The sequence below is a fragment of the Methylotenera sp. 1P/1 genome, from assembly GCF_000384355.1.
Lineage (GTDB): Bacteria > Pseudomonadota > Gammaproteobacteria > Burkholderiales > Methylophilaceae > Methylophilus.
On the sequence record NZ_ARWC01000001.1, the window covers coordinates 1,455,986 to 1,471,149 of the forward strand.

Here is a 15,164-nt window from a genome sequence, read left to right on the forward strand (position 1 = left end):
TGGCTAAAGTCAGCCCCTTAATTTTTAAGGTTCAACTGATAAATATTAACGAAGAGAAAAGGTTCAATTCATGAGCACACCTCGCGAGCAATTAATCGAACTGATAGAGCAGGGAGTCATAACAGAAGAAAAAATCGACACTGCACTCACTGTCTTAAAGATCGTACCCAACGGCAAAAAATGGCAGGCTTTTATCGATTATCTCCTACTTTGGCTAGGTGGTCTTGCGCTAGCCTTTGCAGTCATGTTCTTTATCGCATACAACTGGAAAGACTTAGGGCGTTTTTCCAAATTCGGCATGGTAGAGGGGGCTATTGTTTTGGCTGTTGTCGCATACTGTAAATTTGCGGAAGACTCCATCGCCAGCAAGGTCTCTATTCTTGTAGCAACAATCTCTTTAGGTGTGCTGTTAGCGTTGTACGGTCAGACCTACCAGACCGGTGCAGATCCCTGGCAACTGTTCTTCAACTGGGCTCTGCTAATGTTGCCATGGGCTATTGTCGGGCGTTTTTCCGCAATATGGATAGTCTGGATAGCACTTATCAACGTCTCTATTATCTTGTATTACCTGACATTTCGCGGATTGTTCGGTCTTGTTTTCAGTTCTGAGTCAGCCATGTTGTGGATCATATTTCTTTTTAACACCCTTGCTTTAATCACATGGCAGCTACTGGCAACGACATGGCAATGGCTGTCAGAACAGTGGGCTATTCGGCTACTGGCTATCGGCTCTGGTGTTCCATTGACTTGCCTAGTTTTACTCTCAATTTTTAGTCCTCAAGAGGTAGTCGGTTATCCTGGACTGGTATGGGGACTATGGTTGGCTGCAATGTATTATATTTATCGATATGTAAGACTAGATCTCTTTATGCTTGCTGGGTGCTGTTTGTCCACAATAACGATAACAATTTCATTCCTAAGCAACCACATATTGCACCATGATGATGCAGGTGCTTTTCTGCTTCTTGCCTTGATCGTTATTGGGATGGGTAGTGGTGCTACCTTGTGGCTTAAAAATATTCACCGGGAGAATCTATCATGAGTAATCAAGTGTGGGCTCTCTTACAGGAGCATGGAATCGTTGAGGGTGCGCAACCTGAAAGTGAAGTTTTAGAGTCTCCTTGGTATATCAAAGCTCTTTTAGCATTTTCCGGTTGGCTGGCAGCAATCTTTATTCTTGGATTTATTGGCGCTGCTTTCCAGTTTGTCTTTAAAACACCCGGAGCAGCTCTTATTTTCGGGGGGATTATGCTAGTAGGTGCTTTTGCTTTATTACGCATCCCCGCCAATGAGTTTGTTGAACACTTAGGGTTGGCCACAAGTATGGCAGGCCAAGCTTTAATTGCCTACGCAATATTCGACTTTGCCAATCATAATCAAATAGTGGTATGGCTTCTGCTCGCTATGCTGCAAGTCGCTCTGGTGGTGGTGATGCCTAACTTTGTTCATAGCATCGTATCTACTCTGGTTGCGGCAATAGCTATATCTATGGCGCTCACAGAACTGCATATCCCTTATGTGATTGGCGGGATTCTTATATTTGGCACTTCGCTCTGCTGGCTGCACGAATTCCACTATCCTCAACAGATGAAAAAAATAAGGGCCATCGGATATGGCTTGGTCCTCGCAATTATTGCACTGAAAGGAACAGCCCAATTTAACTACCAAACGTTCGGTGGGCTTTCCTCTGAAAACCATGAGTTCTGGGCACAGCCATGGCTTGGAGAACTCATGATAGGAGCAGTAACGCTATACGTTGTTTGGAGTTTATTGCAGCGTTATGGACAGCCAGTAAGAAGCCGTCTATCCATTATAACGTTGTTAGCCACTCTTCTCATTTGCGCGGTATCTATGAATGTTCAAGGCATAACTGTGGGGATGGTGATCATTAGCTTCGGTTTTTTCTGTGCAAACCGCGTTCTTCTCGGTTTAGGAATCGTTTCACTTCTGTTTTATATTTCTTCGTACTACTACCTGCTTGATACGACATTACTGGACAAGTCCCAATCTTTACTCATGGTCGGGCTTATTTTGCTCTTTGTCCGTTGGTTAATGTTCAGAATTTTCCCAATAGGCAATGAGGTGCACCATGCATAAGAAGATCGTGATTGGCTCGCTTCTAATTATTCTGGTTCTTGTGAACTGGTCTATTATCGGAAAGGAAAAACATTTAGTTGAAGGAAAAGAGGTATATCTTGAAGTTACTCCCGTGGATCCTCGTTCACTGATGCAAGGAGATTATATGGCGCTGAACTTTCGTCTTGGTGATGAAGTTTATCAGGCTCTGCCTAAAACAGAGGATCGCCGTCAGTGGAGGCATGACATAGCAGCATCGGACGGTTTTGTTATCGCCAGCCTTGATGAGCGAAACGTGGGTACATTCAAAAGCCTTTACATAGATCAACCGCTTTCAAACAAAGAGATACTTCTACGTTACCGTGTTCGTAACGGCACAGTGAAATTTGCTACCAATGCCTATTTTTTCCAAGAAGGTAATGGAAAAATTTATGAGCCAGCACGGTACGGACAGTTTCGCGTGGACGACAAGGGAGAGTTATTGTTAGCGGCAATGTACGACAAAGATCTAAAAGAGTTAGGGGTCAATGAGTAGTAAAAGCAAACTTGCACATTTACTCTGAGGCTTAATGGCATCGGTTATGCGACTCGTTGGTTGTCAGCCTTGGGCCGACAACTGCCTTTAACTTTATAGATATAACAACTACGGAGAGAATAAGCGAGCTCCAGCAAGTGGGAGCTTGAGTATCAGCCAGTCACTTCACTATCGCGCTTAGTTGCCCGGACTTATAACGCTCCGCCATGGCATCACACGATATCGGCTGAATACGTGATGCCTGCCCCGCAGAACCAAATGCCTCATAACGCGCCTTGCAAATATCACGCATGGCCACCGTACTCACTGTTAAGAATTTTCTGGGATCAAATTCCTGCTTATTCTCATCAAAAAAGCGGCGCAACGCACCAGTAGTCGCCATGCGTAAATCGGTATCAATATTGACCTTACGCACACCATACTTGATGCCCTCTACAATCTCTTCCACCGGCACACCATAGGTTTCACCCATATTGCCGCCATGCGCATTGATGGTTTTGAGCCATTCTTGCGGGACTGAAGAAGAGCCATGCATCACCAAATGCGTATTGGGGATGCGCGCATGGATTTCTTTGATGCGATGAATGGCCAAGGTTTGCCCAGTAGGCGGGCTTGTAAATTTATACGCACCATGCGAAGTCCCGATGGCAATCGCCAAGGCATCCACGCCCGTTTTCTTCACAAAGTCAGCGGCTTCTTCCGGGTCGGTCAATAACTGTTCATGACTTAAAATACCCTCAGCACCAGAACCGTCTTCCTCTCCGGCTTTACCTGTTTCTAATGAGCCAAGCACGCCCAGCTCACCTTCAACCGACACGCCAATGGCATGTGCCACTTCTACAATTTGTTTGGTCACGCTGACATTGTATTCATAGCTAGAAGGCGTTTTAGCATCCTCCATGAGCGAGCCATCCATCATCACGCTGGAAAATCCGGAGCGCATGGCTTGAATACATACGGCAGGGGTATGGCCATGGTCTTGGTGCATCACAATGGGAATATGCGGGTAAGATTCAATCGCTGCTAATACAAGGTGACGTAAAAACGCTTCACCCGCGTATTTTCTGGCACCTGCCGAAGCCTGCAATATCACAGGGCTATTCACTGCATCAGCCGCCTGCATAATGGCGTGCACTTGCTCCATGTTGTTCACATTAAACGCAGCCAAGCCGTACTGGTGTTCGGCTGCGTGATCTAACAATTGTCGCAATGATACGAGTGCCATATTCTTCTCTTTATTAAGATGCTAGCGAAATACCATCATCTTAAAACGTTGACCATACGGGCATATCGATAATTAACGCTATTTAACCGGTTTAATTAAGACGTTTATGCAAGTGTTGTACAACGGCTACTCCGCTGCATTTTTCTGCTCGTAGTTTTCATATGCATTGATAATTTTTTGTACCAATGGATGACGCACCACATCTTGCGACAAGAAATGTGTCATCGCAATGCCTTTGACATCCTTCAGGATTTTTTGCGCTTCTACCAAACCACTTTTCTGATGACGCTGTAAATCAATCTGCGTCACGTCACCGGTAATCACAGCTTTGGTGCCAAACCCAATACGCGTTAAAAACATCTTCATTTGTTCAGGCGTTGTATTTTGTGCTTCATCCAAAATAATAAAACTTTGGTTGAGCGTGCGACCGCGCATGTAGGCCAATGGTGCGACTTCAATGGCGCCACGTTCAAACATTTTATTCACTGTGTCATAGCCGGCCAAATCATACAATGCGTCATATAACGGGCGTAAGTAAGGGTCCACTTTTTGATTTAAATCGCCAGGCAAGAAGCCTAAACGCTCACCGGCTTCTACCGCTGGGCGCACTAACACAATACGCTTTACGCGGTCGCGCGTCATCGCATCCACCGCACTGGCCACCGCCAAATACGTTTTACCTGTACCGGCCGGGCCAATCCCAAACGTAATATCAAAATCTTGAATCTGCTGCAAATAAGATACCTGCCTTGGGGTACGCCCATGCAGGTCGCCACGCCGCGTCATTAGCACTGGCATGGCTTGGCTGGTGGTCACATCTTCTGGCTTTAGTTTATCTACCTCGACCAAGCCCAGCTGAATCTCTTCCAGCTCGATAGGTTTTTTGGCACGCACATAAAAGTTTTCTAACATTTGTGCCGCAATACGCACATTGTCTTGCTTGCCAGATATGTTAAACGTGCTACCACGACGATTGATGTTGACCTCAAGCGCCGTTTCAATTTGTTTAATATTCTCGTCTAACGCACCGCACAAATTGGCTAAGCGGGCATTGTCTTCAGGGCGTAATTGAATTTCCATGGTTTACTATCTCAACTAATGACTATCTCGCCTTGTAAGCGTTTTGGGTTGGTCACATCCGTGATTTTCACTTGCACAAATTGATGAATCAACGCAGGCGCTCCCTGAATATCCACCACGCGATTGTTATCGGTTTTACCCGCCAATAATGTACTGTCTTTCCAAGATACACCGTCAATCAGCACGCGCTGAATCGTGCCTAACATGCCACGGCTAATCGCATCACCCTGTGCTTCATTGATGCTTTGCAATGTTGCCAAGCGTTCCAATTTAGTGGTGTGCGGCGTATCGTCTTTGATAAACGAGGCTGGTGTGCCTGGCCTTGGGCTATATAAAAAACTAAAGCTGTAATCAAATCCAACGTCCTGCATCAGCTTCACAGTCGCATTGAAATCAGCCTCTGTCTCGCCTGGGAAACCCACAATAAAATCAGAGGTAAAGGTAAGATGAGGACTCGCTGCTTTTAGTTTGCGTATCGTACTTTTATATTGCAGCCCAGTGTAGTTGCGCTTCATTGCCATCAAGATACGGTCACTGCCGGCCTGCACTGGCAAATGCAATTGCACCGCCAACTTTGGCACACTCGCAAAACAAGCGATCAAGCGCTCATTCATTTCATTGGGGTGACTGGTGGTAAAGCGAATGCGTCCAATCTCGGGGATTTCAGCCAGTGTCTCAATCAGCATCGCCAAGTCTGCTTCTACGCCATCATACTCTGCACGATAGGCATTGACGTTTTGACCCAGCAAAGTAATTTCTTTCACCCCTTGTTCTGCCAACTGTACCGCCTCAGTCAAAATATCGGCAAATGGCCGAGAGACTTCTTCGCCACGCGTATAAGGCACTACGCAGAAACTACAGTATTTACTGCAGCCTTCCATAATGCTTAAAAAGGCAGTCGCACCTTCTATGCGCGGTGGCGGTAGATGATCAAATTTTTCAATTTCCGGAAAAGTGATATCGACTTGAGACTGCCCCAACGCTTGGCTTTGTTTGATCATCTCTGGCAAGCGATGCAAGGTTTGCGGGCCAAACACCACATCCACATAAGGCGCGCGCTTGATGATGTTGTCACCCTCTTGCGACGCGACACAGCCACCGACACCAATAATTAAATTGGGATTTTTTTCTTTGAGTGGGATAAAGCGGCCTAAATGGCTAAACACTTTATCTTCTGCTTTTTCACGCACCGAGCAAGTGTTAAGCAAAATCACATCCGCATCTTCTACCGTTTGCGTTTCCACCATGCCTTCACTGGCCGCCAGCATATCGGCCATGCGCGATGAATCGTATTCATTCATCTGACAACCAAAGGTTTTAATAAAGACTTTTTTGCTCACTGTGACAACATTTGACGTTAAAACAGTATTTTAGCTTATTTGCACCTAGCAAGGTAAAATGGGCGTATTCCAAATATTGAACTGAACACATGCAAGCACTACCGATTTTCCTGAATATTCAACAGCGTCCGTGTATCGTCATTGGCGGTGGCGATGTCGCTACGCGCAAAGTCACCATGCTGCTCAAAGCCAGCGCAGACGTCACCTTGGTATCCCCCAGTTTATGCCATGAACTGCAAGCCATGGCCGATGCGCGAAAAATTCACCACGTTGCGACTGCATTTACACCGGCGCAACTGACTGGGGCTTGCTTGGTCATTGCCGCTACCGATGATGAAGCAGTAAATGAAGCGGTATCCATCGCCGCAAAAGCATTGAATATTCCAGTCAATGTGGTGGATGCACCAGCCTTGTGTACATTCACCATGGGATCTGTCATTGACCGCAGCCCTGTCGTCATTGCCGTATCGTCTGAAGGAAATGCACCAGTATTGGCGCGCTACATCCGTACCAAAATCGAGACTATGCTACCTGCCAGTTATGGCCGTATCGCAGCTATTGCGGGAGAGTTCCGCGACCAAGTCAAAGCAAAGTTTGCCACCACGCAATTACGCCGCCGCTTTTGGGAGGATGTATTGCAAGGCCCTATGGTAGAGCGTGTGTTGTCTGGACAAGAGGAAGCAGCACGTGAAGTGTTGCGCGACATACTCAGCGACAACCCCAGCCAAGCCCCTAAAGGCGAGGTGTTTTTGGTGGGCGGCGGCCCTGGTGACCCTGACCTACTCACATTCAGGGCACTCCGTCTGATGCAGCAATGCGATGTCTGTGTGTATGACAAATTGGTGAGCCCAGAAGTAATGGAACTGGTACGCAGGGATGCAGAACTGATTTATGTGGGTAAAGCGCGTGACCAACACACCATGCCGCAAGAGCAAATCAATGAACTACTTGCAAAACTTGCACTTGAAGGCAAACGTGTATTGCGTTTGAAAGGCGGCGACCCGTTTATTTTTGGGCGCGGCGGTGAAGAGATTGAAACCCTGATGCAATATGGTGTGCCATTCCAAGTAGTGCCTGGTATTACCGCAGCCAATGGTGTCTCCAGCTATGCAGGTATACCGCTCACGCATCGCGATTATGCACAAGCGTGCCTATTTATCACCGGGCATCTCAAAGATGGCACCATTGATCTGGATTGGGATGCCATGACGCGCCCCCGCCAAACTGTAGTCATCTACATGGGCTTGGTTGGGTTAGCAGAAATCTGTCAGCAACTGATTCAACGTGGCGTATCACCTACTATGCCAGCAGCAGTCATCCAGCAAGGCACCACGCAGCGCCAACGTGTGGTCACTGCCACACTGGCTGATTTGGCCGAAAAAGTAACCATTGCCGAGATGAAGCCGCCATGCTTGACCATTATTGGCGAAGTGGTGTTACTCCGAGAGAAATTGAATTGGTTTCAACCATAGCCAATATAGCCAGCTATCTATTTAAACCCATGTCCGTGTATGCCAAATAGACATATCCGCAAGACATTACGCGACCCTGTCACCGCCGTGCAATTTCAAATTTTAGTGCTAGAGCAAGACGAGCAATACGCACATACCCTCAAGCTAGAAATCGAAAGCCAGCTACGAGTGCAAGTCGCTACAGTGCATTCGGCTGCAGCAGCAAGGTTATTACTTACCGAGCAGCCCAACACGTTCTTCTTGGGCATCACCAGCGCTATTCATTTAGATTCAGATGCCTTCGAGAAGGTCGATCTACTGGGTGAATTTAATATCCCAATCATTGCTATCGTCTCGCACTATGAAGATGAAATGCGTGACCAGCTCATCAAGCGCCATGTCATTGACTATGTGGTCAAAGGACAATCTGACGACATCACTTATATATGCGAACTTATCGTCAGAGTGCATAAAAACACCTCCATTAAAGTGCTGATTGTAGACGACTCTAAAGTGTCGCAATTTGTAATTGCACGTGAGCTTATGTTGCAAAAATTCAACGTGTTACAAGCCACGAATGGGATCGAAGCTTTAGATATCTTGCACCAACATGGAGACGTAAAATTGGTGCTGGTTGATCACCAAATGTCGATGATTGATGGCATCACATTTGTACAAAAAGCACGTGTTATTTACCCTAAAGACCAATTGCTCATTATCGGCATTTCCACTTCTTCTGACCCACGCTTGGCCGTTAAATTTCTGAAAGCAGGTGCTAACGACTTTATTTCCAAACCCTTCAATTATGAAATTTTGCTGTGTCGCATAAATCAAAATCTAGACATGTTAGATGCTGTTGAATTTGCAAAGCATTTGTCCAATATCGACTATTTAAGCAATGTGTTTAATCGTCGCTATTTCTTTGAGCATGGCGACAAAATATTCAAAACACTGCACGACAATAGCCCACTCACCGTCATGATGATGGATATCGATTTTTTCAAAAAAGTGAACGATGTCTATGGCCACGATGCAGGCGATGAAGTAATCAAACATTTTGCGCAGCAGCTAAAAGCACACTTTCATGGAGATATTGTGGCTAGGCTGGGTGGTGAAGAGTTCGCTGTGCTCAGCCAATCGCCTATCTATTTGACCAGCTTTGAACATATTGATGCGTTTAGGGCAAAGCTTGCGGGGCTATCAGTGTGCGTTAAACAACATGTCATTCAGTACACTTGCAGTATTGGCGCCACCAATATACTGCGCAAAAATTTAAATGACATGATGATTCATGCTGACAGATTACTGTACAACGCTAAGCGTAATGGCCGCAACCGAGTAGAGGGCAAACCAGCGGGCAAGCATTAGTGCATAATCGGCAGAGACAGTCTTGCTTCTAACCCGCCTTGTGGGCGATTGATCAGCTCCAGACTTCCGCGATGCAACTTGGCAATACGGTTACAGATGGCCAAACCCAAGCCACTGCCTCCTTCGTTTTTATTGCGTGCGCTGTCCATCCGCTCAAATGGCCTGAGCAGTCGTTGCGCATGTTCAGGCGGAATCCCCGGGCCATTATCCAAGACACTGATAATGATTTTGTCCGCAGTAATTTTACTGCTCACCGCCACCTCACCTTTGGCATAGGCATAGGCGTTACCCACCAAATTATCGAGTAAACGTTGCATGGCCAGCGGCCTGAGCGGGATATAGTAAGTAGCGGTAAGATTGAGTTTCAAGTTACGACCGGCACGGGCTTGCCGCTCTGCCAGCGAACGCAGCAATTCATTAATATCGACCATTTTGGTCGGCTCACCTTCCACACCGCGCACAAAATCCAAGAACTGATGGATGATGTTGTCCATATCGCTGATGTCTTCAATCATGCCTTGCTTCATGCTATCGCCGGTACCGCCAGATAACATCTCTACTGCCAATCTTAACCGTGCGAGTGGTGTGCGAATATCATGCGATACACCAGCCAACAACAACGTACGCTCAGCATCTAAACGCACCAGCGATTCCGCCATCTCATTAAAGGTACGGCTCACCTCGCGCAACTCTTCCACACTGTCTTCTGGTAATTTAGGCGCTGGCTCACCATTACGCAAACGCTCCGCAGCATGCACCAATAAATTAAGTGGGCGATTGATTCTGGAAGCAATAATATACGCACCTAGGAGTGACAGCAGGCCCACCACCGCCGCCCAACCTAGCCAATGCCATGGGAACGGGCGGTCCACCTGAATCTTAGGAATGACCACCCAGAAATCATCTTGCCCCACATTGAAACTTATCCATAAACCGGGAATGTCGTAATGGTTAACGGTGATGATGGTTTCATCGCCCAAACGCTCACGGATTTTTTGTGCAATCAGATTAATGAATGGGTCTTGCGGTAGCGGTTCAATGTCTTCTAAAAAGTCAGCCGCGTAAACGCGCACACCTTCTCGCCCAGACAGTTCTGACAACAATGCAAGACGTCTATTCTCATGCGAGGCGATGAGTGACGCGCGCGTGTAATTGACAATAGTGACCGCTTGTAAGGCGGCCGTGGTGGCGCGTGGTTCTCGATCGAAATAATCAAAGATCTTTAAAGAGGCATAGATACTAATCGCCAGCAGCAAGGCAATCAGCAATAGCAATCTAGATAGGAGTGTGCGTGGGAGTAATCTCAAAACAATCTGCTAAACGTGATGATTACGCGGCCTCACCATCAGGAATGAACACATAACCAAAACCCCACATGGTTTGCAAATAGCGTGGGTGCGCAGGATCTGCCTCTATAATGCGTCTTAAGCGCGAGACTTGCACATCAATACTGCGGTCAAATACATCCAGCTCACGTCCGCGGGCAAGTTGCATTAAACGGTCACGGGAAAGTGGTTGACGTGGATGCTCGGTAAACACTTTGAGCAAAGTAAACTCACCACTGGTAATGGTGATCGGCATGCCATTCCTGCTTAAACTACGGGTGTTCGCATCAAATACAAACTCACCAAAGCTAAATGCCTCGACCTTGCTACTATTGTCTGCATTAGGCGAATGCTCGTGACGTCGTAACACTGCGTTAATCCGTGCTAACAGTTCACGCGGATTGAATGGTTTAGGCAAGTAATCGTCCGCCCCCATTTCCAGTCCGACAATCCTATCCACTTCGTCACCGCGCGCAGTTAACATAATGATGGGGGTCGTCAAATTAGATCCGCGTAGACGGCGGCAAATTGCCAAGCCATCCTCGCCTGGCAACATCAAATCCAGCACTAACAAATCAAACGACTCCGCAGCCAACGCAACATCCATTTCTTTTGCGTCAGAAACTGCTTTGATACTGAACCCCTGCTCGGTAAGATAACGCTGCAGCAACTCACGCATGCGCAAATCATCATCGACCATTAATATTTTTTTTGTATTTTCCACGATCATTCATGCCCTTTTGGAGAGTATTGCGTCATGTTAATGACTGCCAATCGCCAAGTATATGGTTTAAAAGTGAATAAATCTAGAACCTGCAAAACTTAATACCTCTAAGGTTATCTAAATATACAAGCAGTATAAGTTGAAATTTTACAATTAGTTACAATTAAGCGATGATGTGAAACAAAATATTTACAATCATAATTCAAGATAACGCTCTTAAAACTTAGGTATTTAGCTGTTTCTGACCAAAAACAAGGTAAAGACTACACAAAAAAATCCATGGCTTTGAATTTCTCTCCCACCATCAGTATTAAATATTTGCTCGTTACCGCCGGGCTGATGCTTACGTCGCCTGTGATTGCAGAGAATAAAATGTTTTTTTCTCCGACCGATGATAAGCAAGTATCGACCGATAATGACGATGCAGGACTAGAGCAAACATTGGAGCATAATTTTAGCCCGGAAGACAGGGCGCGCTTACGCAAAGCGTTATCCGATTACGCCAAACATACTGATCCAGAACATAATCAGATAGAGCTTAAACGTAAAGCCATGAAAGACAGCATTACGCAGCGCTTTAATGACTGTAACCGCGATAATGACGATTCGCTAGACCGCGAAGAAACCACACAATGTCTTCCACAAATCGCACGACATTTTAGCTATGTAGATGTGGATGAAGATGGCGTGATTACGCTAGAAGAGTTAGAGCTAGCACAAGCCAAATCCATAGAGCGTCAAAAAGCTGCCGAAGCCCGCATGGAAGCGCAACGCATCCAAGAAAAAGAAGCGGAAATCAAAAATCTAAGTAAGTCCAAAGTCAACAAACAAGCAGCCAATGGTCGCAAACGCCCTAGCTAATTCCCTTTAATATCAGAGTCTAGCCCGAACTATTCGCCAAAACGCTGCTCCCTGTCTTTAAACTCACTTTCTAGTTTCAAGCTTTCTGGTTTAAAGTACACTTCATGCAGTTACCAAGTTCATACACCGCTAAAACAATCGCCAGTATGCAAGACATTGATGCGCTTGCTTGGAATGCGCTGACAGACGGCACACCATTTTTACAACATGCGTTCTTATTGGCATTGGAACAATCTAAATCCGTAGGCGAAGGCACTGGGTGGTCAACTTGCGCCATCACACTGCTCGATCAACAAGCGCAACTAATTGGCGCTATCCCCGCCTACTTAAAAACACATTCTTATGGTGAATATGTGTTTGATTGGTCATGGGCAGAGGCCTATGTACAACATCAAATCCCCTACTATCCCAAACTGGTGTGCGCCGTACCATTCACGCCGGTGACTTGCAGCAAGCTATTAAGCCATGATCCTGTCGTGTCTCAACTATTGGTTGCCGCACTGACGAATCTCCTGGATCAACATCAGCTATCGAGTGCGCATGCCTTATTTCCATCCGAAACATGCAGTCCATTTTTTCAGGAGGCTGGCTGGTTAAAGCGAGATGGTGTGCAATTTCGCTGGCAGAATAAAGCGTATCCAAACTGGGAAGCATTCTTAGCAACACTAAGCCACGACAAGCGTAAGAAGATTCGTCAGGAACGCAAGAAAGTAGTGGAAGCCGGCGTGCAATGCAAATGGCTAATGGGGACAGACATTAGCGAATCCGATTGGGATTTTTTTTACGACTGCTATTGCAATACCTACCGCGCGCATCACTCAAGCCCTTATTTAACGCGCGAATTTTTTAGCTTAATTGGCCAGTCGATGCCATCCAATATATTAATGATAGTTGCCGAACTGTATGGGAAACCAATTGCAGCGACACTTAATATCTATAATGCCAACACCTTATACGGCAGGTATTGGGGCGCATTACATTACGTGTCCAATTTGCACTTTGAGCTTTGCTATTACCAAGCACAGGCCTTTTGTATTGCGCAAGGCATCACCTATTTTGAAGGTGGCGCGCAAGGTGAACATAAACTAGCTAGAGGGTTTGAACCTAGGCCAACATGCTCATACCATCAAATTGCACACCCTGATTTTAAAGCTGCGATTAGCAGATTTCTGCAAAAAGAATCTAGCCATATGAGCGCATATACCAGCGAGTTAGAAGAGCGTGCGCCATTTAAAAAGACGCTTTTAGAATAGCGATTGCGTCTACGCTACCAGGCAATCTCTTTGCCATCATAAGCAAAAAACTTTCCGGAACGATTCAACGATAAATTTGCAATCACTTTGCGCAATCCACTTACGCTAGTCTCCGTATCGATCAAGCCATTCGGGCCGCCCATATCAGTTCTTACCCAGCCCGGATGCAGCGATGCCACCGAAATACCATATTTATTTAAATCGTGCGAAAGACTTTTCATGACCATATTGAGCGCAGTTTTAGATGAGCGATAAAGATACTCACCGCCACTCGTATTGTCGTCAATGCTGCCCATTTTGCTGGTCATAGCCACTAGCTTTGCATTACCGGCTTTCACTAAATGTGGAACAAACACTTCTGCTAATTTCAAGGTCGACATCGTATTGATCTTGAACGCTTGCATCCACTGCGCATAATCAACATGACGAAATGAGCTCTCTGGGTATATGCCTGCATTGTTGATCAATAACTGTATGGATTGATCAGCCAAAGTTCTACCCAACGCCTCTATTTGATCGAAGTCTCCAACATCCAAATGGTGGATTTCAATCTGTTGATTGCCTGCGGCCAGTCGCTGTAATGCACCGGCCTGCTCTGGCTGTCGGCAGCATGCAATTACCCGCCAACCGTCATCGGCATACTGACGTACATATTCCAGCCCAATCCCACGGTTTGCACCTGTAATCAATAAAGTTTGATGGTCACTCACCTCACACGCTCCTGTTATCTCTATACCTAAATTGTAGGTTATCATAAACTTATGACGACCATGATGAACATTCCATGCACGCGATAAAGATGCGTTTTATTTTCGGGTTACTGAGTCTGTGTGTGTTGTGTACCCTCAAGGCCACCGCAGCAGATTTGAGCAGCAGTGTGTTGTATCGCCCATCACAGCTCACTGCCAAAAATGTAGCGGTGGTGTTTAACCAGAACGACGCCAAGAGTATTGAAATAGCCAATTACTACATGGCTGCCAGAAATATCCCTAAGCAGAATCTGATTGGCATCAACATTCCCGCGGACACACAATCGTCTATTTCTCCAGAAAAATTTGCGCCTATCAAACAAGCGGTTGATGGGCAACTCAATACAGACATTCAAGTGATTGTGCTGGTGTGGACAACGCCATTTGCCGTGGGTTGCAACAGTATTACAGCCGCCATGACTTTTGGTTACCAAGCCAAACAATGCGAGAACACCTGTGGCGCCGGTAACCCAAGCCCTTATTTTAACCATGCCTCGTTACAGCCATTTCGCGATCTCGGCATACGTCTCTCTATCCTCATACCCACAGACTCTGTATCCTCCGCCAAAGCGCTGATAGATCGTGGTGTATTGAGCAGCTTTAGCGTCAATGAAGGCACTGCTTACTTTCTCAAAACAGCCGATAGCGCAAGAAGCAAACCAAGAGAGCGTTTTTTTCCCAAAGACCTGAGCACCATCCAAACCAGAAGATTATTTCTGCGCACACTGAATACAGAGTCCATACAGCACAAACGCGATGTGATGTTTTACTTTACCGGGCAAGTCTCCGTAGCCAATCTGGATACATTAAATTTTCTACCCGGTGCGGTAGGCGATCACCTGACATCATTCGGCGGCGAGCTCACGCCTGGCAATCCCTCGCGCATTACGCAATGGACGGAGGCTGGGGCGACAGGCAGTTATGGCACGGTATCTGAACCTTGTAACTACTGGCAAAAGTTTTCCAATCCACAGGTCTTGTTATCACATTACTTAGCGGGGGAAACCTTGATAGAGTCTTACTGGAAGAGTGTTGCATGGCCAACACAGGGCTTGTTTATTGGCGAGCCATTAGCAGCGCCTTATCAAAAACTTCCACTCAACGCTGACCCGCTCACCCCATCGCAACCTGAGTAATTGCATCCATTTACGCTGTTAAAAATAATTAAATATTGCGC

At 46.3% G+C, this 15,164-nt stretch carries 14 protein-coding genes; 8 read left to right on the forward strand and 6 right to left on the reverse strand.

Features of this window, described 5'->3' with window-relative positions:
• The first annotated feature begins 70 nt into the window (after positions 1-70).
• Genes A3Q3_RS0106880 through A3Q3_RS0106890 form a run of 3 tightly spaced genes read left to right on the forward strand, consistent with a single transcriptional unit; the run spans position 71 to position 2,611 of the window.
• The gene (locus tag A3Q3_RS0106880; protein ID WP_020182844.1) at positions 71-1,042 is read left to right on the forward strand and encodes a DUF2157 domain-containing protein; all 972 of its coding nucleotides are present in this window, start codon (positions 71-73) and stop codon (positions 1,040-1,042) included.
• Positions 1,039-2,097 (forward strand): DUF4401 domain-containing protein, encoded by a 1,059-nt coding sequence (locus A3Q3_RS0106885; RefSeq protein ID WP_020182845.1) that lies wholly within the window; start codon positions 1,039-1,041, stop codon positions 2,095-2,097. Before A3Q3_RS0106880 ends, A3Q3_RS0106885 begins: the two co-directional genes overlap by 4 nt.
• Complete coding sequence (locus tag A3Q3_RS0106890) at positions 2,090-2,611, forward strand: GDYXXLXY domain-containing protein (RefSeq protein ID WP_020182846.1); 522 nt, start codon at positions 2,090-2,092, stop codon at positions 2,609-2,611. The genes A3Q3_RS0106885 and A3Q3_RS0106890 overlap by 8 nt, the downstream gene beginning before the upstream one ends.
• 160 nt (positions 2,612-2,771) lie before the next feature.
• On the opposite strand, the gene fba is transcribed toward A3Q3_RS0106890, so the two are convergent.
• The 3 genes from fba to miaB form a co-directional block, all read right to left on the reverse strand.
• A complete protein-coding gene (gene fba, locus A3Q3_RS0106895; RefSeq protein ID WP_020182847.1) occupies positions 2,772-3,836 on the reverse strand; it encodes a class II fructose-bisphosphate aldolase in 1,065 nt (354 codons plus the stop codon).
• Between the two features lie 126 nt (positions 3,837-3,962).
• A complete protein-coding gene (locus tag A3Q3_RS0106900; RefSeq protein WP_020182848.1) occupies positions 3,963-4,916 on the reverse strand; it encodes a PhoH family protein in 954 nt (317 codons plus the stop codon).
• A gap of 11 nt (positions 4,917-4,927) precedes the next feature.
• The gene (miaB, locus tag A3Q3_RS0106905) at positions 4,928-6,256 is read right to left on the reverse strand and encodes a tRNA (N6-isopentenyl adenosine(37)-C2)-methylthiotransferase MiaB (RefSeq protein WP_020182849.1); all 1,329 of its coding nucleotides are present in this window, start codon (positions 6,254-6,256) and stop codon (positions 4,928-4,930) included.
• A gap of 89 nt (positions 6,257-6,345) precedes the next feature.
• Between miaB and cysG the strand changes: the two genes are divergently transcribed.
• A complete protein-coding gene (cysG, locus tag A3Q3_RS0106910) occupies positions 6,346-7,728 on the forward strand; it encodes a siroheme synthase CysG (protein ID WP_020182850.1) in 1,383 nt (460 codons plus the stop codon).
• A gap of 39 nt (positions 7,729-7,767) precedes the next feature.
• Positions 7,768-9,075: a diguanylate cyclase gene (locus tag A3Q3_RS0106915; protein ID WP_020182851.1), complete on the forward strand. Its 1,308-nt coding sequence runs from the start codon at positions 7,768-7,770 to the stop codon at positions 9,073-9,075.
• Here A3Q3_RS0106915 and A3Q3_RS0106920 read toward each other — a convergent pair.
• The gene (locus A3Q3_RS0106920) at positions 9,072-10,382 is read right to left on the reverse strand and encodes an ATP-binding protein (protein ID WP_025224899.1); all 1,311 of its coding nucleotides are present in this window, start codon (positions 10,380-10,382) and stop codon (positions 9,072-9,074) included. The two genes, A3Q3_RS0106915 and A3Q3_RS0106920, sit on opposite strands and share 4 nt — an antisense overlap.
• Positions 10,383-10,404: 22 nt before the next feature.
• On the reverse strand, positions 10,405-11,130 hold the full coding sequence (ompR, locus tag A3Q3_RS0106925; RefSeq protein ID WP_020182853.1) for a two-component system response regulator OmpR: 726 nt from the start codon (positions 11,128-11,130) through the stop codon (positions 10,405-10,407).
• Between the two features lie 273 nt (positions 11,131-11,403).
• On the opposite strand from ompR, the gene A3Q3_RS0106930 reads away from it, so the two are divergent.
• Both A3Q3_RS0106930 and A3Q3_RS0106935 read left to right on the forward strand, forming a co-directional pair.
• Positions 11,404-11,985: an EF-hand domain-containing protein gene (locus A3Q3_RS0106930; RefSeq protein ID WP_020182854.1), complete on the forward strand. Its 582-nt coding sequence runs from the start codon at positions 11,404-11,406 to the stop codon at positions 11,983-11,985.
• Positions 11,986-12,089: 104 nt separating this feature from the next.
• Positions 12,090-13,238 (forward strand): GNAT family N-acetyltransferase, encoded by a 1,149-nt coding sequence (locus A3Q3_RS0106935; RefSeq protein ID WP_020182855.1) that lies wholly within the window; start codon positions 12,090-12,092, stop codon positions 13,236-13,238.
• A gap of 14 nt (positions 13,239-13,252) precedes the next feature.
• Here A3Q3_RS0106935 and A3Q3_RS0106940 read toward each other — a convergent pair whose 3' ends face one another.
• Entirely contained in the window at positions 13,253-13,948 is a 696-nt protein-coding gene (locus tag A3Q3_RS0106940) for an SDR family oxidoreductase (RefSeq protein WP_020182856.1), read from the reverse strand.
• A 74-nt stretch (positions 13,949-14,022) separates the two neighbouring features.
• On the opposite strand from A3Q3_RS0106940, the gene A3Q3_RS0106945 reads away from it, so the two are divergent.
• Positions 14,023-15,123, forward strand: coding sequence for a TIGR03790 family protein (locus tag A3Q3_RS0106945; protein ID WP_051086420.1), 1,101 nt, complete (start codon positions 14,023-14,025; stop codon positions 15,121-15,123).
• Positions 15,124-15,164 lie beyond the last annotated feature (41 nt).